Here is a 20,085-nt window from a genome sequence, read left to right as displayed (position 1 = left end):
CGCGAGCGCAGCGAAGCGATCCAGGGGGGGCACAGGCCTTGGACGCCGGCGCGCAGGGACCCTGGATCGCTGCGTCGCTGCGCTCCTCGCAAGAAAGTGAGAGGCGGGGACGCAGGGACAAGGCGCAGGGGCGCGCTTCTCCACCGTCATCCCCGGGCTTGTCCCGGGGATCCACGCGCTGCGGCGAGGCGTGGATGGCCGGGACGAGCCCGGCCAGGACGGTTTTCCGTCATCGCGAGCGCAGCGAAGCGATCCAGGGGGGGCACAGGCCTTGGACGCCGGCGCGCAGGGACCCTGGATCGCTGCGTCGCTGCGCTCCTCGCAAGAAAGTGAGAGGCGGGGACGCAGGGACAAGGCGCAGGGGCGCGCTTCTCCACCGTCATCCCCGGGCTTGTCCCGGGGATCCACGCGCTGGGGCGAGGCGTGGATGGCCGGGACGAGCCCGGCCATGACGGTTTTTCCGTCATCGCGAGCGCAGCGAAGCGATCCAGGGGCGCAGGCCTTGGACGCCGGCGCGCAGGGACCCTGGATCGCTGCGTTGCTGCGCGCCTCGCAAGGACGGAGGCTACTGGGCCATGGCCGTGCGGGCGGGGGAGGACTGTTCCAGCCGGCTCGCGAGGCTGACGCCGCCGACGCGGCAGGTTCCGGCCGCAAGGCCCGGGCCTTCCATGTGGTAGCGGCAGTTCACCGTCTTCCAGCGCACGTTGAGATCGAGGCGTGTGGTCGCGCGGACGGAGCAGGGCTCCGATACGCCGTCCAGGCGCCGGCAGTCGCCCGCGGGCGGGGGCGGCAGGTCGGTGAGGCGGATGCGAAGGTCGCCGGCGTCCAGGGTCTGGGCGTCCAGCGCGGCGAGCCGCGTGAAGTCGCGCTCCAGCTCCTGGGGCGGGGGCGGAGGGAGGGCCTTCACCAGCAGCGCGCGGGCGGCCTCGAGCGAAGCCTCGTCGGCCGCGCGGGCCTGGGCCGCCTCGAGGCGCCGTTTGTGGGCGGGCCACAGCGCGACGGGCGCGGCGGCCTTGAACCCTGCCTCATCGGCGTCTTGCATGAGGCGGGCCGCGGAGACCGCCCAGGTCGCCGCGATGGCCAGGCAGGTGATGGCGGCGGTCCGCGCGCCCGCCTGGAGGGTCAGCGCCGCCTGGGGGGCGCGGCGTTCGAGGTCGAAGTGGCTTCGGGTCCGCATGGTCGGGCCTCGTGACTGATGCCAACTATAAAAGCGTTTTAGTTATTGGTCGTGTATTCGAAAAATCCTTCAAATTACGTTCGTTGTCGCGAATTGGGTCGGGCGTATACGCTGACAGGCCACAGAGTGAACGAGAGGTTATCAGGGTATATTGGAAGAATGCGGGGCAGAGCGATCAATTCGAGCGACCGTCTGTTGTAATCTATTTAGCATTTACGCTGGCTCTTTGATCGAATTCAGATCCCGTTAACTGGCGTGCGGTGAGGTCCATGCACAACTAATGAGCGAGAACCGTTGTGCGCTCCTCCACTCTCGTCATGCTGGGCCTCGCCGTCGTCGTCGGCGCTGTGGCCATCGTCTCCGGCAAGATCTGGCTCGATCGCCAATCCGCCATGCGGTTGCGCGAGATGCGCGCCCAATCGGGACCCGCCCCCGCCAGCCGGACCATCGTCGTGGCGGCCATGCCGCTGCGCTACGGGACGGAAATCGCCCGCCAGCACCTGCGCGAGGTGCGCTGGGCTGAGGGCGAGGTCCCCAAGGGGGCCTTCGCCCACATCGACGACCTGCTCGACGGCAAGACCCGGCGGGTCGCCCTCGCGCCCATGGATGAATTCGAGCCGGTGCTGAAGAACAAGGTCACCGGCCCTGGCCAGCGCGCCAGCCTGACCGCGCTGATCGAGCCCGGCATGAAGGCCGTGGCGGTCCGCGTCAACGACATCAACGGCGTCGCCGGCTTCATCCTGCCGGGCGAACGGGTGGACGTGATGCTCACCCGGACGCTGGACAAGGGCGACGCCTTCACGGACGTGCTGCTGCAGAACGTGCGTGTGCTCGCGGTCGACCAGACCGCCGACGAGCGGGCCGACAAGCCCGTGCTGTCCAAGGCGGTCACCATCGAGGTCGCGACCGGCGACGCCCAGAAGCTCTCCCTGGCCGCGACCGTGGGCGCCCTCAGCCTCGCGCTGCGCGCGGCCGGCGAGACCGCCTCCGAAGTCGCCGGGCGCGTGACGGTCGAGAGCCTGACCAGCCCCACCCCCGCGCCCCGGCCGGCGCTGGCCTCGACGGTGGCGACCGTCCGGCCCGTGGTGGCGGACGCCCGCCGGACGCTCACCGTGGGCGTGACGCGCGGGCTCAAGCGCCAGGAATACAGCATCCCCTCCGCCTCCTCGCCCGAGGAGCAGACGGTTGTGACGGCGACCACGATCGGAGCCGTCCAGCCATGAAGGACGTCGCACCCATGACGCGCCCCATCCCCCGCTCGCGCGCCGTCTGCGCCCTGGGACTCGCCGCCGCGCTGCTGGCGGGAGCCGCAGGCCCGGCGAACGCCGACGAGCCCCGCGCCGCGGCGCTCGGGCAGGTGTCCTCCGCCCAGGTGATCCAGGGCAAGTCGAAGACCGTGCAGCTGGCGCGGCCCTTCGTCGACCTGGTTGTGGGCGACCCGGAGGTCGCGGACGTGATGCCGTTGACCGATCGCAGCCTCTACGTGCTCGGCAAGAAGGCCGGGACCACCAACGTCTCGGTCTATGACGGCCTCAAGCAGCTCATCGGGGTGGTCGAGGTCGAGGTGACCTACAACACGCCGCGGCTCACGCAGGACATCGACCGCCTCGGCTCCGGAGGCGCCCGGGTCTCCACCGCCAACGGCAAGACCGTGCTGTCCGGCGACGTGGACGACGGCGTGGCCGCAGCCCGCGCGGTGAACCTGGCCCGGCAATACGGCCCCGAGGTGCTGAACGCCATGCAGGTGCGCAGCCCCCAGCAAGTGATGCTTGAGGTGCGCTTCGTCGAGGCCTCGCGCTCGGCCGGCCGGGACCTCGGCGTCAACTGGCAGGCGGTCGGCAACAATTTCGGCAATCCCGCCAAGGGCGCCTGGAACTTCGCCGCCGCGAGCGGCACGGGCGCCCTGGCGTCCGGCGCCGCGCCCTTCGGCGCGGTGATCGGCCGCGTGCTGTCGAGCGGCGTGCAGGCGGACGTGCTGGTCCAGGCCCTGGAGCAGCGCGGCCTCGCCCGCCGGCTCGCCGAGCCGAACCTGATCACGATGTCGGGCGAGAAGGCGAGCTTCCTGGCCGGCGGCGAGTTTCCCATCCCGGTCCAGGCGGACCAGGGGCGCGTCACCGTCGACTACAAGAAGTTCGGCGTGGGGCTGACCTTCACCCCCACCGTGCTGACCAACGGCGTCATCAATCTCCGGATCGAGCCGGAGGTGAGCCAGCTCGACCTCAACAACGCGGTGCGGACTGCCGGCGTCGCGGTCCCAGCCCTCATCGTGCGGCGCGCCTCGACGGTGATCGAGCTGCGCGACGGGCAGAGCTTCGCCATCGCCGGCCTGCTGCAGAGCGTCAACGAGGAAACCCAGCAGGCGCTGCCGTGGCTGGCCGACGTGCCGGTGCTCGGATCGCTGTTCCGCTCGGCCTCCTTCGAGAAGAAGGAGACGGACCTCGCCATCATCGTCACGCCGCACCTGGTGCGGCCCGCGCGGCCCGGCGAGCGCCTGCGCACGCCCCTGGACCAGACCCAGGCGGCCAACGACGTCGACCGCTTCCTGCTCGGCCGGACCGGCGCGCCTGCGGCGCGCCCCGTGAAGGCCGGCGGCTACATCCTGGAAAGCAAGAGGGCCCGCGATGCGGTCGTGCAGTGAGCAACTCGCCCTGGCGGCGATCCTGAGCCTGCTTGTCGCCGGCTGCCAGGACAACCTGGAGCGGCGCGACACGATCAGCCTCGCCGCTGGCGACGCGATCGAAGCCAACAAGGCGATCCACATCATCGATCCCTGGCCGGCCCGCTCCGTCGACACGCGCATCCCGACCAGCGCCCGCCGGGTGGCGGACGCCATCGAGCGCTATGAGGCCCGGGCCAATGGGCCGGCCGTGATCGCGCCGGGGCCGCTTCCCCTCGCGCCCATGCCGATCGCGCCCACCGGGGTCGTCACGCCATGAGCCTGCGGCGGCTCCTCGCCGACGAGGGCGGCAGCATCGCCATCCCGATGGCGGTGGCGCTGCCCGTGATCGCCGCGGCCGCCATGCTGGTGGTGGACGGCGGGCGGCTGTTCAACCTGCAGACCTCGGTGCAGACCAGCGCCGACGCCCTGGCGCTCGCAGGCGCCGCGGAGCTCGACGGCAAGCCGGACGCCATCCAGCGCAGCAACGCCGCCATCGCCGCCCTGGTGCGCAACGATCCGCGGTTCGGCGCGGCCGGCGGCCGCATCGGCGCCCAGGGCGTTCGGTACCTGACGGGGCTGCCGACGAGCGACGCCACGGCGATCGGCTCTGCCTACCAGACGACGGACCCGGCCCGGGCGGCGCTGGTGGAGGTCACGACCCAGCCGGTGGGCTTCGGCTCGGTGTTCGCCAAGGCGGCGGGGGCGGTCGGGTTGCCGACCGCCGTGTCCGCCAAGGCCGTGGCGGGCTTCGACAGCGTGGCCTGCAACGTCACGCCGCTCTTCATGTGCAACCCGTTCGAGGGCTCCTCGACGACCCTGTTCACGGCCGCTCGGGACCCGAGCTTCAAGCGGCGGCTCATCGCCATGAAGGCGAAGGGCTCGCAATATGGCGCCGGCAACTATGGCTACCTGCAGCCGGCCTACGGCACCGGCGGTTCGGCCGTGAAGGAGTCTCTGGCGGTGGACCGCCCGAAGGGCTGCTACCGGCAGTCCGGCGTGGAGCTGCAGACGGGCAACATCTCGTCCACGGCCGAGGCGCTCAACGTGCGCTTCGACCTTTATTCAGGCAATTTCTCGGGCTCGCGGGGCGACCCCTCGTACCGGCCGGCCCAGAATGTCCGGAAAGGCTTCACGGGGCCCAGCTGCAATCCGAGCGTGGCCTACGATCCCACCCAGTCGCCGACGGCCTCCGCCAACCTGGGCAAGCCGCTCGGGCTTCCGCGGGACACGTGTTTCCTCGACGGGCGGACCTGCACCTACGGCGGCAGCGCGGTGGCCGGGCGCATCGGCGACGGCGACTGGGACTTCGAGACCTACTGGACCCGCACCTATGGGGGCGGCTTCCCCAATGGCTGGTCCAACACGAACCGGCCGAGCCGCTACGACGTCTATCGCTACGAGCTCGACAACGATCTGCAACTCCGGCTGACCGCGGGCGCCAGCGCCAAGGAGAGCGGTGCGCCCGCCTGCTACACGGGCGGGCCCTCGACGCTCTCCGACGACCCGGACCGCCGCACCTTCGTGGGCGCGATCATCGACTGCGCCGCCGCCGCGGCGGCCGGGCAGCTCACGGGCTCCTCGGGCGGCGTCATCCCGGTGACCGCCTACGGCCGGTTCTTCCTCACTGAGCCCATGGACAAGAACGACGGCACGATCTGGGCCGAGATGGTGGAGCTGGTGGAGCCGGGCACGGCCAGCGCCCGCGGCATCATCCGCGACAGCGTGGAGCTCTACCGGTGAGCGGCGCGCGGGTGGGCCTCCTCCGGGACGAGCGCGGCGCCGTGGCGGTGGAGGCGGCGCTGGTGCTGCCGCTGGTGATCGCCTTCGCCTTCGCGATCTTCGAGTTCGGCCGCATCTTCTACGACTACGAGCTGGCCCAGACGGGCGTGCGGGACGCCGCCCGCTTCCTCGCCCGCATGCCGGACCCGCACGCCGCGGAGGCGCAGGCCAAGGCGCTCGCCGTGACGGGCTCGCCGACGGGCTCCGGGCCGGCGCGCGTGGCGGGCTGGACCGTGGGCCAGGTGAGCGTCACCTACGAGACGACGCCCAACCCGCCGGATCCCAGCACGGGACTGCGCGCCTTCCGGGGCGCCGACCCTTTGACCGTCGTCCGGGTCTCGACCCGCATCCCGCACCCGGGCTTCGGTTTGCTGGGCGTGCTCGGGCTCGGCCCCGTCACCCTGGCGACCAACCACGCGGAGCGCTCCATTGGCGGCTAGGCGATCCCTCCGCGCGTTCCGGCGAGACGAGTCCGGCGCGAGCATGGCCGAGTTCGGCCTGATCGCCTCCGTGGTGATCCTGGTGCTGATCGGCACGCTCGATTTCGGCGTGGCCTTCTGGCAGTGGAACCAGGCCACCAAGGCGCTGCAGCTCGGGGCGCGCCTCGCCGCGACCTCCGACCCGGTGTCGTCCGACCTGAAGACCTGGGACGGCACGTCCGGCTCGGTCGCCCCGGGCGATCCGATGCCTTATTTCGAGCGCCGCTGCAGCGGGGCCACGGCCACCTGCGCCAACGGGACCTTCGACGCGACCGCGCTGAACACCATCGTGTACGGCCGCGGCCAGACCTCGTGCCCGGCCACGCCGACGGGCCTGCCCGGCATGTGCAGCGTGTTCCCTCGGGTCAAGCCGCAGAACGTCGCCATCGACTACGTGCAAACCGGGATGGGCTTCGCCGGGCGCCCGGGCGGGCCCGTGCCCACCATCACCCTGCGGCTCGTGGGCATGACCTACGACTTCCTCGTCCTCAACCGCCTGCTGCACCTGCCGCGGCTTAGCATGGCGAACCTGTCCGTCACCACCACGGCCGAAGACATGGCCGGTCGCTGATCCTCGCACCCGAGCATCCCATGCATCCCGACACTCAGAAGCAGTCCTCCGTCCTCCTCATCGGCCCGGAGCAGGGCCTCCTCGACGGCGTCGCCGGCGTGCTCGCCCCCGTGCAGAACGTGCAGCCCGTGCTGATCGTCGGCCCGGTGGAGCAGTCCGCCCGCGACCCGCGCCTCGCCGAGGCCGCTGTGGTCGTGGTCGACCTCGACCCGCGCCGCTCCGAAAGCCTGGCGGGGCTGCGCACGCTCATGACGAGCGTCAGCCCGGGCGCGCCTGTCATCGTGCTCACCGACTCCTTCGACGACGGGCTTGCCCGCTGGTTCCTGCAGATCCGGGTGGCGGACTTCCTGCGCAAGCCCGTGCAGCCCAAGGACGTGCTGCGCTCCTGCGTGCAGGCGCTCCGGGCGGGGCAGGGGCTCCCCGAGCAGTCGGGCCGCATCCACGCGCTCCTGCCGGCGCTGGGCGGCGTGGGCAACACGACCCTCGCCATCGAGACCGCCATGATCCTGCTGCGCGAGGGCAAGGAGCCCTCGACCTGCCTGGTCGACCTCGATTTCCAGAGCAGCTCCTGCGCCGAGTACCTCGATATCCAGCCGCGGCTGAACCTGGAGGAGGTGGGCCAGTTTCCGGAGCGCATGGACCAGCAACTCCTGGAGGTGATGCTCAGCGTCCACGGCTCCGGCCTCGCGGTGCTCGCCGCCCCCGGGCGCCCGGCCCAGCCGAACGACGTCAGCCCCGACTTCGTGCTGCGCATGCTGGATGTCGTGTCGGCCCGGTTCCGCAACGTGGTCATCGACCTGCCGCGGCGCTGGGACCCATGGACGGACGCCGTGCTGGGCGGCTCCAACGCCGTGTTCGTGGTGACCGACATGACGGTGCCGGGCCTGCGCCAGGGGCGCAACCTGGCCAAGGCCATCGCTGAGCGGCTGCCGGAGGTGGAGCCGCGGGTCGTGGTCAACCGCTTCCAGCAAACCTCGCTGTTCGGCACGGGGCTCCGCAAGGCGGACGCAGAGAGCGCGTTGGGCAAGGTCTTCGCCGGCGCCGTCGCGAACAACTACGCCCTCGTGCGCGAGGCCATCGACCGCGGCCTGCCGCTGGAATCGGTGAAGGCCGGGAACACGGTCACGGCGGATCTCCGAAAGATCGTGCTCGCCCCCGACCGGCCCTGATCGGCCGGAAATGGGCCGATACGCGCAATTTTAAATTGCATTCGCCCGGGCCTTTCACACCTGCGCGGGCAGGATGCGCGAAACCCTCCAGACGCCCCGTTGAGCATGCTTGGACGTTTCTCGAACCGCCGCTCCGCCGTCGCTCCCGCCTGGGCTCCCGAGCCCCCTCCGCCGGCCGCTCCGGCGCCGGCGGCCGCCGCCGCTGAGTCGGCCTATCCGATCCCGGTCGAGGGGCCAGCGCCCGCCCCGGCGGTCGCTCCCGAGCCGGCGCAAGTCCCGCCGCCCGCGGCGGCGCCCACGCCCACGCCCGCTCCTCCGCAGCCCGCCTATGTGGCGCCGGCCGCGCCCGCGCATGCTGACGCGCCGAACGCGCGCCTGCTGGACGCCAAGATCCGTCTCCACAAGCGGCTGATCGACGAGCTCAACCTGGCCAGCCTGGAGAAGCTGCCGGAGCAGGAGATGCGCCGGGAGATCCACGGCATCATCTCCGGCTGGGTGGTGGCGGAGCGCCTGCCGCTCAACGCCAAGGAACTCGACGCCTTCGTCTCCGAAGTGCTGGACGAGATGACGGGCCTCGGCCCGCTGGAGCCGCTGCTGCGGGACCCCAGCATCGCCGACATCCTGATCAACGGGCACCAGAACGTCTTCGTCGAGCGCCGCGGCGTGCTGGAGCAGGTGCCCTCGCTGTTCAAGGACGAGGCGCACCTGATGCGCATCATCCAGAAGATCGTCTCCGCGGTGGGCCGCCGCGTGGACGAGTCCAGCCCGCTCTGCGACGCGCGCCTGGCCGATGGATCGCGCTTCAACTGCGCGGTGCGTCCCATCGGCGTGGACGGCCCGCTGGTCTCCATCCGCAAGTTCTCCAAGTCGAAGCTGTCGCTGGAGAAGCTGGTAGAGATCGGCGCCGTTCGGCCGCAGATGGCGGAACTGCTCGCCGCCGCCGTCAAGGCCCGGATCACCACCATCGTGTCGGGCGGCACGGGCTCGGGCAAGACGACCATGCTGAACGCGCTCTCCGCGTTCATCTCGCCCACCGAGCGCCTGATCACCATCGAGGACGCGGCGGAACTGCAGCTGCAGCAGCCGCACGTGGCCCGCATGGAGACGCGGCCGCCGAACCTGGAAGGGAAGGGCGAGATCCGCCAGCGCGACCTCGTCAAGAACGCGCTGCGCATGCGGCCCGAGCGCATCATCCTCGGCGAGTGCCGCGGCGAGGAGGCGTTCGACATGTTGCAGGCCATGAACACGGGCCACGAGGGCTCCATGGCCACAATCCACGCCAACAACCCGCGCGAGGCCATCTCGCGCCTGGAGCAGATGATCGGCATGGCCGGCCTGCCGCTCAGCCAGCAGTCCATCCGCGGCCAGATCTCGGCGGCGGTGCGCATGATCGTGCAGCTGCAGCGCCTGTCGGACGGCAAGCGCCGTGTCACCTCCGTGGCCGAGATCACCGGCATGGAAGGCGACATCATCCAGATGCAGGAGATCTACAAGTTCGTGCGCACGGGCACGGACCCGGACGGCACGATCCACGGCCACCACGTCGCCACGGGTATCCGTCCGCGCTTTCTCCAGGATCTCACCGCCCACGGCGTGAACATCCCGCCGTCGCACTTCGACCCCTCGAAGCCGCTCTGACCCCATGCTCGGGCTCGACTTCGATCCGCTCTACGTCGTCCTCGGCTTCGCGGCCCTCGCCGCCGTGCTCGTGGCCGAGGCGGTGTACCTGCTGGTCTACGACAAGAAGGACTACCGCTCCCGCGTGAACCGGCGCCTCGCGCTGGGACGCGAGGGCGGCGGACCCGAGCGCGTGCTCGTCCAGCTGCGGCGCGAGCGTGGGCTCGGCGCCGACGGCCGGGCGGCCTGGTCCGGAATGCTGCACCGCATGGTGCTGCAATCGGGAGTGCGGGTCGGCCCGCCGCTCGTCGCGACGCTGGCGGCGCTGCCGCTGGCCGCGGGCCTGGGGGCCTCCGTGTTCTACGGCGACCTGGCGCTTGCTCTGGCCGCCGCCCTGCTGGCCGGGACGGCGCTGCCGCTCCTCGGCCTGCTGTTCCTGCGCAAGCGGCGGCAGAACAAGTTCGCCGAGCAGCTCCCGCAGGCGATCGACGTGGTCGTGCGCAGCCTGCGGGCCGGCTACCCGGTGCCGATCGCCGTCTCCATGGTGGCGCGCGAGATGCCCGACCCGCTGGGCTCCGAGTTCGGCATGATCGCCGACGAGATCACCTACGGGGCCGATCTCGAGGGCGCCATGCGCAGCATGCTGGCGCGGGTGGGCCAGGAAGACCTGGCGCTCTTCGTCACCTCCGTGGCGATCCAGTCCACCACGGGCGGCAACCTCGGGCAGATCCTGGAGAACCTCGCCAAGGTGATCCGCGAACGCTTCAAGATGCGGCGCAAGGTGAAGGGCCTGTCGGCCGAGGGCAAGGTCGCGGCCATGATCCTCAACGCCATGCCGGTGTTCGTGTTCACCTCCATCAACGTGATCAGCCCGGACTTCTACGGCGACGTCTGGGGGCAGCCGTCGGCGCCCTACGTGCTGGGGGGATCGGTCGGCTGGATGATGCTGGGCAACGCCATCATGTGGCGCATGATCAACTTCAAGTTCTGAGGCGCCCATGGATCCGACCGAGTCCGATCTCGCCGGCGCCGTCGACACCGACATCCTGCTGGGCGTTGGCCTGGCGGTGCTGGTCCTGGCGGCGCTGGGTGCGGTGCTGTGGACGCTGCTGCGCGTGCGCCGGCAGGTGCGCCGCCGCGCCGCCGCCGACACAGCGGAGGCCGCTCCGCGCGAGGGCGGGACGGCGCTCGCCCGCATCTCCGCCGCGATGCAGCCGATGCTGGACGGGGCCGACCCGCGGGAGCAGCGGGCGCTGCGCCAGCGGCTGATCCAGGCGGGATTTCACGCCTCGGGCGCGCCAGCGCTGTTCTTCGCGGCGCGCTTCGGCGGAGCGATCGGGGGAGCGCTGCTCACCTTCCTGGCGCTGTGGCTCACGGAAGCGGAGGTCAACACCCTTCTGTGGACCACGGCCGCGGCCGGGGCGGGCTATTTCGCGCCGAACGTCTATCTCAACCGGATCATCTCCAAGCGGCTGGCGTCCTACCGCATTGGTTTCCCGGACTTCATGGACCTCATGGTCGTCTGCGCCGAAGCCGGGCTACCGCTCGAGGCGGCGATCGACCGCATCTCGCGGGAGCTCGTCCAGTCCTACCCGTGGCTGGCCGAGAACCTGGCCATGGTGTCGCTGGAGATCCGGGCCGGCACGCCGATGGCGGACGCCCTGAACCGCCTGGGGCTGCGCCTCGGGCTCGAAGAAGCCATGACGTTCGCGGCGCTTCTGCAGCAGTCGACGGAGCTGGGCGCCAGCCTGTCCCAGTCGCTGCGGGTCTATTCCGATGAAATGCGCCACAAGAGAATGTCTCGCGCCGAAGAAAAAGCCTACGCGTTGCCCGCGAAGCTTGTGGTGCCGTTAACGGTTTTCGTTTTCCCTGTTCTGATCGTGACGCTGCTCTACCCGGCGGGCGTCCGCATCATGGCCTCCTTCGCCAATCAGTGAACCCATGCCCCTAGCATTCCTCCGACCGATCGCCCTCTGCGCGGCAGCGGCGCTTCCGCTCGCCGCCTGCAACACCGTGACCGCCACGGGCGAGGTCGCGCCCGCCGTCGCGGCCGAGGCCGCCCCGGCGCTCGCCGCGGCTCCCGCCGACCCGGCGGCGCGCGACCTGGAGCTGGGGCGCCAGCATTTCGCCGGCGGGCGGTTCGGGCTGGCCGAGCTGCATTTCCGCCGTGCGGTGGAGAGCCCCGGTTCGACCGCCGAGGCCTGGCTCGGCCTGGCCGCCTCCTATGACCAGCTGAGGCGCTACGACCTCGCGGACCGCGCTTATCTCCGCGCCGAGCAGCTCGGGGGCCGCACGGCGACCTACCTCAACAATCGCGGGTACTCCTACCTGCAGCGCAAGAACTACAAGCTCGCCAGCCTGAACCTGTCAGAGGCGCTGGCGAAGGACCCCGGCAACGAGGAGATCCTGGCGAACCTGCAGGACCTCGACACGCAGGCGCGCGGGACCCTCGCCAGGAGGCGCTGAGCGCTCACTCGAACAGCTCGGGGTGCTCGGCCTCGGCCCGGGGGAGGGCGCGCAGGATCTCCGTGAGGTGCAGGCGCATGGTCTCGGCGGCGCCATCGGGATCGCGCCGGTCCACCGCGTCCATGATGGCCCGGTGTTGCCCCACGAGATGCAGCATCGCTTCCGCGTCCGGAACCGTAAGCTGGCAGGCCCGGTCGAGATGGGCCTTGATGTCGCGCAGCGCCTCCCAGGCGAGGCCGCAGCCGGCTCCCTCGGCCAGCGCCACATGAAAGGCGTGGTCGGCCCGGGCGAACCCGTCGTGGTCGCCCCGCGCGGCCGCCTGCTCCTGGATGGCGAGCAGGTCTCCTGTGCGGCGGCGCTGCTCGGGATTGAAATGCTCGCAGGCCCGGCGGGCGACCGCCGTCTCGACCGCCTCGCGAACGAAGCGCGCCTCCATCAACTTCGCCACGGAAATCCTGGACACCACCGTGCCCCGCTGGGGCAGGATCTCGACCAGCCGCATGCGGGCGAGGCCAATCAGCGCCTCGCGCACGGGCTGGCGGGAGACCCCGTGCCGCTGCGCCAGATCGTGCTCGGAGAGGCGGGAGCCGGGACGCAGCTCAAGCGTCAGGATGGCGCGCCTCAGCGCGCTCTCGACCGCCTGCGCCGCCGAGGATGAGGGTTGTCCGCTCACGATCCTGCTCCGCTTGCGCGTGTTCGCCAAAGTTGGCATACGCTACCATACAAGATGGCCGGAGCCCAAGCGGGTAGGCCGGCAGACCTGAAGGCGCGGCGCTCGCGCCCGCACAATGAGCAAGGGAAAGAGACGGTCCATGACCGAGATCGACGTACGCCAGGCGTCCCACCCCGAAGCAGTCCGCTATTTCGACACGGAGGAGCTGCGCCATCACTTCCTGGTCGAGACGGTCTTCGTCCCCGGCGAGATCGCGCTGACGTACAGCCACGTGGACCGGTTCGTGCTCGGCGGCGCCATGCCGACGGGCGCGGCCCTGAAGCTCGAGACCTCCAAGCCGATCGGGCAGAAGACCTTCCTCGCCAAACGGGAGCTGGCCGCCATCAACATCGGCGGCGGCGGCCGCATCACGGTGGACGGGCAGGCCTATGACATCGGGCCGAGGGACAGCCTGTATGTCGGCATGGGCGCCGACGACGTGCGCTTCGAAAGCCTGGACGCCAACGCCCCGGCCAAGTTCTACCTGCTCAGCGCCCCGGCGCACGCGACGTATCCCACCCGCAAGATCGCCCTCGAGGAGGCCCGCAAGGTGCCGCTCGGCGCCGAGACCTCGGCCAACAAGCGGGTCATCCACCAGATCATCCACCCCGACGTGCTGCCCACCTGCCAGCTCGTCGCCGGCATGACGCTGTTCTCGCCCGGCAGCGTGTGGAACACCATGCCGTGCCACACCCACGACCGGCGCTCCGAGGTCTACCTCTACTTCGATCTGCCCGAGGACCAGCGCGTGTTCCACATGATGGGCGAGCCCACGGAAACGCGGCACCTCGTCGTGGCCAACGAGCAGGCGATCCTGTCGCCGGGCTGGTCGATCCACGCCGGCGTGGGCACGGCGAGCTACGGCTTCATCTGGGCCATGGCGGGCGATAACCAGGACTTCACCGACATGGACATGGTCCCCATGTCCGAGCTGCGGTGAGCGCCATGGGGAACCCCTTCGACCTGACCGGCCAGACGGCCATCGTGACCGGCGCCAACACCGGCATCGGGCAGGGCATCGCGGTGGCGCTGGCCCGGGCCGGCGCGGCGGTCGCGGCCGTGGGCCGCTCGTCCATGGCGGAGACGCAGCGCCTCGTGGAGGATGCGGGCGCGCCCTTCCTGGAGATCCGGGCCGACCTCGGCACGCTGGAGCCGGTGGAGCGCATCGTCGCCGAGACGCTCGCCTGGCGCGGGCGCATCGACACGCTGGTGAACAACGCCGGCATCATCCGCCGCGCCGACGCCCTCGACTTCACCGAGCAGGACTGGGACGACGTCATGAACGTCAACCTGAAGTCCGTGTTCTTCCTGTCCCAGGCGGTGGCGCGCCACATGGTGTCGCGCGAGGGCGGCGGGCGCATCGTCAACATCGCCTCGCTGTTGTCCTTCCAGGGCGGCATCCGCATCCCGTCCTACACGGCGTCCAAGAGCGGGCTGGCGGGCCTCACGCGCCTCCTGGCGTGCGAATGGGCCGGCAAGGGGATCAACGTCAACGCCATCGCGCCGGGCTACTTCGTGACCAACAACACGGAGGCGCTGCGGCAGGACGCGGTCCGCAGCGAGCAGATCCTGGCCCGCATCCCGGCCGGGCGCTGGGGCGACCCGTCCGACATCGGCGGCGCGGCCGTGTTCCTGGCCTCGCCGGCGGCCGCCTACGTGCACGGGATCGTGCTGCCGGTGGACGGCGGCTGGCTGGCTCGCTGAGGCCCGGGCGGAGGGCCTGGCCGGGCCCTCCCGCTGCCTGTCCGGCGGGACTTCCAAGGGGGCGCGAGTCGCCCTTTGGCAACACTCGGAGACCCCCTTCCGACAACTTTGATTGTGTCCTCGTTATCCACAACCGATGGGGTTGTGGGCCCGTTGCGGCGACGCCTGCTTAACCATATGGCTGGCGTTGCTTGGGGGACGCAAACAATGACCACCAGAGACCGCATGCTCGCCGAATGGGCCGCCACGATCGCCGTCTGCGACCGGGAGCTCGAGCCCTACGCGATGAAGCCCGACCATTGGTTCTCTGGCCAGCGCGACTGCTCGCTGGACGAGACGGTCGGCTACATCCTCCATGTGCGCGACACGCTTGCGCACCTGACCGAGAGCGTCCTCGAAGGGCGCATCTGAGGCCCCAGGGCGTCGCCGCCCACCCCGCAGCGTGACTTCAGGCGTGGCTCTTGGCCCGCCTGATGGCGGACCAGACGCGCTCGGGCGTGGCCGGCATGTCCAGGTGGGTGACGCCGAGGGGGCGCAGTGCGTCCAGGACGGCGTTGATCACCGTGTGCGGCGCCGCGATGGCGCCGGCCTGGCCGACGCCCTTGGCGCCGATCGGGTTCGCGTTGGTGGGGATCTCCACGAAGGTCACCGCGAAGGGCGGCAGGTCCGCCGCCCGCGGCGCCTGGTAGTCCATGAAGGTGGCCGCCAGCATCTGGCCGGTCTCGTCCTCGTAGCGGGCCTCCTCCATGAGCGCCTGCCCGACGCCCTGGGCGACCCCGCCATGCAGCTGGCCTTCCGTGAGCAGCGGGTTCACGAGGCGCCCATAGTCGTCGACAGCCACGTAGGACAGGAGCGCGACCGCGCCCGTTTCTGGATCGACCTCCACCTCCGCCACGTGGCAGCCGTTCGGGAAGGTGTAGGCGTCGCAGAGATGGTGGCCGTGGCCTTCCAACGCCTCCTCCGGCGCGAGGGCGGCTGCGATCTCGGCCAGCTCCATGCGCCGCTCCGGGCCGCCATGGGACCGGATCACGCAGGCGCCGCCCTCGAAGGAGACGTCGGCGGGCGCCGCCTGGGTGAGCCGGGCGGCATGCTCCCGCGCCTTGGCGACGAGGTCTTCCACAGCCAGCACGATCGCGCCGCCGCCCATGTGCAGCGAGCGCGCGCCGCCGTGTCCGCCGCCGCGCGGGACCACGCGGGTGTCGCCCTGCACCAGGCGGAGCGTCTCGGCGGGAACGCCGAGCCGGTCGGCGGCGAGCCGCACGAAGCTTGTTTCATGGCCCTGGCCGTTGGATTGGGTGCCGATGGCGAGCTCCATGCTCCCGTCCGACCGGACCCGCAGCCACGCCTCCTCGTTGGGCTGGCCGCGCGAGGTCTCCAGGAAGCAGCCCACGCCCAGGCCGCGGAGCCTGCCCTGCGCCTCCGACGCCGACCGGCGGGCGGGAAATCCCGCGTGATCGGCTGCCAGCAGGGCGCGGTCGAGGTTGGCGAGAGGGGCGCCGCAATCGATCACGGCCCCCATGGCGTTGCGGTGGGGGAAGCTCCGCATGAGGTTGCGGCGGCGCAGCTCGACGGCGTCGAGGCCGAGGCGGGCGGCGGCCAGGTCCACCAGGCGCTCGATCAGGAAATTCGCCTCGGGCTTGCCGGCCCCGCGGTACGCGTCCACCGGGGCCGTGTTGGTGAAAACCCCGCGCACGTCCATGGACACGGCCGGGATGTCGTACAGGCCGCCCATCGCGGGCGTCGCCGCCGTGGTGGCCGGGCCTGGGCCAAGCGAGCTCACATAGGCGCCCAGGTTGACGAGCGTCTCCACTTGCAGGGCCAGGAACCGGCCCTCCGCGTCCAGGCCCAGCCGGGCGGTGGTCAGGTTGTCGCGGGCGTGGACGCCGGCGGTGAAGTCCTCGATGCGCTCGGCGGTCCAGTGAACGGGCGCCCCGAGGCGTTTCGCCGCCCAGAGCACGAGCGCGTATTCCGGATAGGTCACGTTCTTCATGCCGAAGCCGCCGCCCACGTCCGGGCAGACGACGTCGATGGCCGCGAGCGGCACGCGGAACACGCCTTCCGCCAGCTCGCGCCGGATCTGGTGCACGGAAGCCCCGCTGATGCGCAGCAGCCAGCGCCCGGAGGACGCGTCCCACGATCCCGTGGCGCCGCGCGGCTCCAGCGCGGCCGCCGCGATGCGGTTGTTGACGAGCTCCAGCTCGACCACATGGGCCGCCCCGGCCATGGCGGCGGCGGCCGAATCCGGGTCGCCCCGGCGGTAGCGGAACGCCTGGTTGCCTGGCGCCTCCGGCCAAACCTGCGGCGCCCCTTCCGCGACGGCCCGGCGCATGTCGGTGACCGCCGGCTCGACCTCGTAGTCGACGACGATCAGCTCCAGCGCGTCCTGCGCGGCCTGGCGACTTTCAGCCACCACGAGAGCGACCGGGTCCCCGACGTGGCGCACGCGCTCGTAGCCAAGCGGCGGGCGCGGAGGAACCACGAGCGGAGCGTCCGGGCCGAGAGACATGAAACAGGGCAGGGCGCCCAGGCCGTCCGCTGCCCAATGCTCCCCCGTGAGGACGGCGCGGACGCCGGGGCTCTCTGTGGCCGCCGCGACGTCCACGGACAGGATGCGCGCATGGCCGTGGGGCGAGCGGAGCACGGCGGCGAAAAGGCAGCCCTCCGGCGGGTCGTCGTCCAGGTAGCGCCCCTGGCCGGTCAGGAAGCGTTCGTCTTCCCGGCGACGCTCGGAGCGATGGTCGGCGGGAATGGCGGCGGGGGGCGACACGCAGGGGGAGTGCACGGAAGCGATTCGTCCTTCGACCATTCCAAGCGCCACAGCCGGCGGCGAGGCGCCGCAGGTGTTTCCAGCTGGTAATACCCATGACGAGTCGGGGCAACGCGCCGGCTGAACCGTGACGAAACCGTGGCGCCGCCAGTCGGACAGACGACGTCAGGAAACGTGGGGAAAACGGATGCGGGCGGAGCAATCGTCCCAGTGGTCTCAGTGAGTTAGTTATACATCTTCATAGTCGAATTCACGTGGAGCGACGTTGTCAGATTCTCGCCTTATTGCCTGATCAGGTTGTTCATCGGTTGTTCATGACTGGGGGCGTCGTGAGTTCTGTGTCTGCGTTGGTCAGACGTTCCCCTTTCTGAATTTCCAGACTGCTCTTCCTTCGACTGCGCGTCGGATGGCGGGCCACCCAGGCTCGTTCAACTGACCACTTCATCTCTACAAGCCCGCTCGGGCGCGTGCGGGACCGCATGCGCACGCCCTTATTGCGACCAGGGAGGCTCACCCATGTCGAATTCTCACGTCACCCGCCGCTGGCTCCATCAGGTTTCCTGCGTGCGGGGAGGGCGGCCGTGAGCATTCACCCCAACGTCTCGGTCGCCGCCGCCATCCCGCCGGCCTATGTCTCCCGTCACGCCGACATCTGCCGTCACCCCCTGGTGCCGGTGTTCAAGGCCGCGACCTGGCGGCTCGTCGCGGCGGCCGACACGTTCGTGGTCACGTACCTGGTGACCGGCAGCCTGGGATGGGCCGGTTCGGTGGTCGGCATCGAGGTGTTGACCAAGATGGCGCTGTACTACGGCCATGAGCGCGCCTGGGACAAAGGGCTGCGGATCGCAGTGAAGCGCGCCATGGGCTACAGGCGTCCTCGCCCCTGGCTCTTCTGAGGATCGCCCGCGGGCGCCGGCGCTCTGGAACCCTGCCGCCGGGGCGCCCGTTTGTCTCCGTTCCTGAACGGAGGTCCGCCATGCGATGGATTGGATTGGGCGTCTTGGCCTTTGCGGCAGCCGGGTTTGTGGGGGCGGCGCAGGCGCAAGGCGTCCCGCGCGGCGCCCAGGAGGGCGCGACGGTCGGCAACCGCGCAGCGGGGCCCGTCGGGGCCGCGGTGGGCGGTGTCGTGGGAGGCGTGGCGGGCGGCGTCGCCGGTGGCGTGAAGGGCGTCGCGGGCATTCCGCAGGACACGCGGGTCCGGCACGTGCGCTACCACAGGCATCACGTGCACAGGCATCACGCACGCCGCTACTGAGGGCTCCGTGGCCTCCGAAACAGAGGTTGCGAGCGCCAAGGTGGCGCAAAGCGCCGGCGCGCTGAAGCGCAGCGCGCAGGAGCTGACCGGCAGCGCCGATCGGCGCACCGAGCTCGCGGCCGACCGCACGGTGCTGGCCGCAGAGCGCACCTATGCGGCCTGGGTCCGCACCGGCCTCGCCGCCCTGGCGAGCGGCGTGGGCGCGCGGGCGCTGCTGAGCGGCGCGCTGCCTCTCTGGCTGGCCAGGCTCACTGGCGCGGTGCTCATCGTTTTCAGCATGTTCTGCTTCGCCGCGGCGATCTGGCGAGAGTTGAAGCCCGGCGCGCCCCCGCCCGAGCCGGACACGGCCCGCATCCCGCCCGTTCTGCTCGCAACGGTGAACGGCTTCCTGGCTCTGGTGGCGCTCGCTGCGCTGATCGGCGTGTGGTTTGGCGCCGCTCCAGGTTCAGCCCGCTGAGGCGTCCTTTCGGCCGCGATTTTCTATTGTCGGCCTCTTTTCACCCATGCCGAGCAGGCTTCATTTACCGATCCGCTCGACCCCGGCGCCCATTCCAGGCATCTGGGTTGCGCGGAAGACGGTCTTGGGGCACGACGCCCGTCAATCCCGAGGCTGCGCCGCATGGATGATCCAAGCGTCCGTCCTTCGCTCGCGATCAGCACATTGAAGTGCGGCGAATTCATCCAGGCAAGCCGCTGTCTTTCGGGATGTTCGCCTCGCGTGTGCTGCGAATGAGCTTGCCAATAGCCATTCGCTTCATGGTTAAATTAATCACAATTTGTCACGTCCGTTGAAACGTACAACTTTCAGTATATTAGTCTTTCCCGATAGTTGAATTTCCCCTCAACGCGTTAAGGAGTTCACGGATGTCGGAAGCCCCTGTGGTCAAGAGCGAGCCCACCCTGCACGCCGTGGCCGGTGGCGGCATGCGCCCGGGCATGAACGAGACGGCGATCCTGGACGGGCTCAGCCGCGTCCTGCTCGCCGACACGAAGCAGCAGCCGGCCGAGTTCGGGCGTCAGGCCGAAAGCAAGCGCCTGCAGGCCATCACCCGCCTGGTGAACGCCTATCACAACTACCTGTCCGTGGTGGCCAACCGCCAGATGGACGAGATCACCGCCGGCGACGTAGCCCGGCTCGGCATGATCCTGAAGATCGTAGAAGAGATCGAGCCCAGCGACCGCCTGCGTCGCTGAACGGCCTTTCGCGCCCCCGCGCGAACCTGACGAGCTTTCACGCCCCGAGCCGGCCCGCTCTTCGAGCGGTCGCGGATCTCGGGGCGATCTTTGTGCCGATGGAGCCATCCCGCCCGCCGCGCGTTTCCCCGCAAAGGCGAGGAGAAGCGTCATGCCCATCGACCAGGGCGCGCTGTCGCGCCTCAACGAGAACTGGTTCGCAGCCTTCGACGCCCGGGACGAGCGCCGCCTGGCGGCGCTATACGTCGAGGACGGCGTCATCGTGCCGACCAATTCGGAGATCCGCCACGGTCGGCCGTCGATCGGCGACTTCTGGGCGAGTTTCGCCGCGCACGCTACGGCGGTGACCATCACCTGCGACGACCGGCGCGAACTCGGGGCTGGCTTCGTGCAGGAAGTCGGCCGCTATACGTTCCGCATGCAGGACAATCACCGTTTGGTGTCGGGCAAGTACCTGTTCGTGTGCGCCCTCCGGGGCGGGGACTATCGGATCGTGACCCACATGTGGAACCGGCACCTGTGGGACTGATGGCCTC

General features: G+C 70.4%; 22 protein-coding genes. 19 read left to right on the top strand and 3 right to left on the bottom strand.

Features of this window, described 5'->3' with window-relative positions; genetic code table 11:
* Window positions 1-565 precede the first annotated feature (565 nt).
* Window positions 566-1,177 carry a hypothetical protein gene (locus SLNSH_RS17640; RefSeq protein WP_106338332.1) on the bottom strand — a complete coding sequence of 204 codons (612 nt, stop codon included), beginning with the start codon at window positions 1,175-1,177 and terminating at the stop codon, window positions 566-568.
* Between the two features lie 296 nt (window positions 1,178-1,473).
* Between SLNSH_RS17640 and cpaB the strand changes: the two genes are divergently transcribed.
* The 11 genes from cpaB to SLNSH_RS17585 all read left to right on the top strand — a co-directional run bounded on the left by cpaB (window position 1,474) and on the right by SLNSH_RS17585 (window position 11,917).
* The gene (gene cpaB, locus SLNSH_RS17635; protein WP_146140299.1) at window positions 1,474-2,400 is read left to right on the top strand and encodes a Flp pilus assembly protein CpaB; all 927 of its coding nucleotides are present in this window, start codon (window positions 1,474-1,476) and stop codon (window positions 2,398-2,400) included.
* Window positions 2,397-3,815 carry a type II and III secretion system protein family protein gene (locus SLNSH_RS17630; protein ID WP_106338330.1) on the top strand — a complete coding sequence of 473 codons (1,419 nt, stop codon included), beginning with the start codon at window positions 2,397-2,399 and terminating at the stop codon, window positions 3,813-3,815. Before cpaB ends, SLNSH_RS17630 begins: the two co-directional genes overlap by 4 nt.
* Window positions 3,799-4,113: a hypothetical protein gene (locus SLNSH_RS17625; protein ID WP_106338329.1), complete on the top strand. Its 315-nt coding sequence runs from the start codon at window positions 3,799-3,801 to the stop codon at window positions 4,111-4,113. The genes SLNSH_RS17630 and SLNSH_RS17625 overlap by 17 nt, the downstream gene beginning before the upstream one ends.
* Complete coding sequence (locus SLNSH_RS17620; RefSeq protein WP_106338328.1) at window positions 4,110-5,576, top strand: TadE/TadG family type IV pilus assembly protein; 1,467 nt, start codon at window positions 4,110-4,112, stop codon at window positions 5,574-5,576. Before SLNSH_RS17625 ends, SLNSH_RS17620 begins: the two co-directional genes overlap by 4 nt.
* Complete coding sequence (locus tag SLNSH_RS17615) at window positions 5,573-6,055, top strand: TadE/TadG family type IV pilus assembly protein (RefSeq protein WP_158266808.1); 483 nt, start codon at window positions 5,573-5,575, stop codon at window positions 6,053-6,055. Before SLNSH_RS17620 ends, SLNSH_RS17615 begins: the two co-directional genes overlap by 4 nt.
* 43 nt (window positions 6,056-6,098) lie before the next feature.
* Complete coding sequence (locus tag SLNSH_RS17610) at window positions 6,099-6,665, top strand: TadE family protein (RefSeq protein ID WP_106338326.1); 567 nt, start codon at window positions 6,099-6,101, stop codon at window positions 6,663-6,665.
* A 20-nt stretch (window positions 6,666-6,685) separates the two neighbouring features.
* Window positions 6,686-7,834 (top strand): CpaE/TadZ family protein, encoded by a 1,149-nt coding sequence (locus SLNSH_RS17605; RefSeq protein ID WP_106338325.1) that lies wholly within the window; start codon window positions 6,686-6,688, stop codon window positions 7,832-7,834.
* Window positions 7,835-7,939: 105 nt separating this feature from the next.
* Window positions 7,940-9,472 carry a TadA family conjugal transfer-associated ATPase gene (locus SLNSH_RS17600; RefSeq protein ID WP_106338324.1) on the top strand — a complete coding sequence of 511 codons (1,533 nt, stop codon included), beginning with the start codon at window positions 7,940-7,942 and terminating at the stop codon, window positions 9,470-9,472.
* 4 nt (window positions 9,473-9,476) lie between these two features.
* Window positions 9,477-10,442, top strand: a complete 966-nt coding sequence (locus SLNSH_RS17595) for a type II secretion system F family protein (protein ID WP_106338323.1) — start codon at window positions 9,477-9,479, stop codon at window positions 10,440-10,442.
* Between the two features lie 7 nt (window positions 10,443-10,449).
* Window positions 10,450-11,388, top strand: a complete 939-nt coding sequence (locus SLNSH_RS17590) for a type II secretion system F family protein (RefSeq protein ID WP_106338322.1) — start codon at window positions 10,450-10,452, stop codon at window positions 11,386-11,388.
* Window positions 11,389-11,392: 4 nt separating this feature from the next.
* The gene (locus SLNSH_RS17585) at window positions 11,393-11,917 is read left to right on the top strand and encodes a hypothetical protein (protein WP_106338321.1); all 525 of its coding nucleotides are present in this window, start codon (window positions 11,393-11,395) and stop codon (window positions 11,915-11,917) included.
* 4 nt (window positions 11,918-11,921) lie between these two features.
* Here SLNSH_RS17585 and SLNSH_RS17580 read toward each other — a convergent pair whose 3' ends face one another.
* Window positions 11,922-12,629 carry a GntR family transcriptional regulator gene (locus SLNSH_RS17580; protein ID WP_106338320.1) on the bottom strand — a complete coding sequence of 236 codons (708 nt, stop codon included), beginning with the start codon at window positions 12,627-12,629 and terminating at the stop codon, window positions 11,922-11,924.
* A gap of 100 nt (window positions 12,630-12,729) precedes the next feature.
* On the opposite strand from SLNSH_RS17580, the gene kduI reads away from it, so the two are divergent.
* From kduI to SLNSH_RS17565, 3 genes are all read left to right on the top strand, one after another.
* Window positions 12,730-13,569 (top strand): 5-dehydro-4-deoxy-D-glucuronate isomerase, encoded by an 840-nt coding sequence (kduI, locus tag SLNSH_RS17575; RefSeq protein WP_106338319.1) that lies wholly within the window; start codon window positions 12,730-12,732, stop codon window positions 13,567-13,569.
* Window positions 13,570-13,574: 5 nt separating this feature from the next.
* Window positions 13,575-14,333 (top strand): 2-dehydro-3-deoxy-D-gluconate 5-dehydrogenase KduD, encoded by a 759-nt coding sequence (gene kduD / locus SLNSH_RS17570; protein ID WP_106338318.1) that lies wholly within the window; start codon window positions 13,575-13,577, stop codon window positions 14,331-14,333.
* Window positions 14,334-14,540: 207 nt separating this feature from the next.
* On the top strand, window positions 14,541-14,744 hold the full coding sequence (locus SLNSH_RS17565; RefSeq protein WP_146140298.1) for a hypothetical protein: 204 nt from the start codon (window positions 14,541-14,543) through the stop codon (window positions 14,742-14,744).
* A 37-nt stretch (window positions 14,745-14,781) separates the two neighbouring features.
* Here the strand turns inward: SLNSH_RS17565 and SLNSH_RS17560 are convergent, their stop codons facing one another.
* On the bottom strand, window positions 14,782-17,115 hold the full coding sequence (locus SLNSH_RS17560) for a xanthine dehydrogenase family protein molybdopterin-binding subunit (protein ID WP_158266807.1): 2,334 nt from the start codon (window positions 17,113-17,115) through the stop codon (window positions 14,782-14,784).
* A gap of 566 nt (window positions 17,116-17,681) precedes the next feature.
* Here SLNSH_RS17560 and SLNSH_RS17555 point away from each other — a divergent pair.
* From SLNSH_RS17555 to SLNSH_RS17535, 5 genes are all read left to right on the top strand, one after another.
* Window positions 17,682-17,996 carry a DUF2061 domain-containing protein gene (locus SLNSH_RS17555; protein ID WP_245422396.1) on the top strand — a complete coding sequence of 105 codons (315 nt, stop codon included), beginning with the start codon at window positions 17,682-17,684 and terminating at the stop codon, window positions 17,994-17,996.
* A gap of 80 nt (window positions 17,997-18,076) precedes the next feature.
* A complete protein-coding gene (locus tag SLNSH_RS17550; protein ID WP_196240274.1) occupies window positions 18,077-18,355 on the top strand; it encodes a hypothetical protein in 279 nt (92 codons plus the stop codon).
* A gap of 7 nt (window positions 18,356-18,362) precedes the next feature.
* The gene (locus SLNSH_RS17545; protein WP_245422395.1) at window positions 18,363-18,812 is read left to right on the top strand and encodes a YidH family protein; all 450 of its coding nucleotides are present in this window, start codon (window positions 18,363-18,365) and stop codon (window positions 18,810-18,812) included.
* Window positions 18,813-19,219: 407 nt separating this feature from the next.
* A complete protein-coding gene (locus SLNSH_RS17540) occupies window positions 19,220-19,549 on the top strand; it encodes a hypothetical protein (protein ID WP_106338314.1) in 330 nt (109 codons plus the stop codon).
* A gap of 151 nt (window positions 19,550-19,700) precedes the next feature.
* Complete coding sequence (locus SLNSH_RS17535) at window positions 19,701-20,078, top strand: SgcJ/EcaC family oxidoreductase (protein WP_106338313.1); 378 nt, start codon at window positions 19,701-19,703, stop codon at window positions 20,076-20,078.
* Window positions 20,079-20,085 lie beyond the last annotated feature (7 nt).

The sequence above is a fragment of the Alsobacter soli genome, from assembly GCF_003004785.1.
In the GTDB taxonomy this organism is placed as follows: domain Bacteria; phylum Pseudomonadota; class Alphaproteobacteria; order Rhizobiales; family Beijerinckiaceae; genus Alsobacter; species Alsobacter soli.
This window is presented reverse-complemented; position numbering and strand designations above follow the sequence as displayed.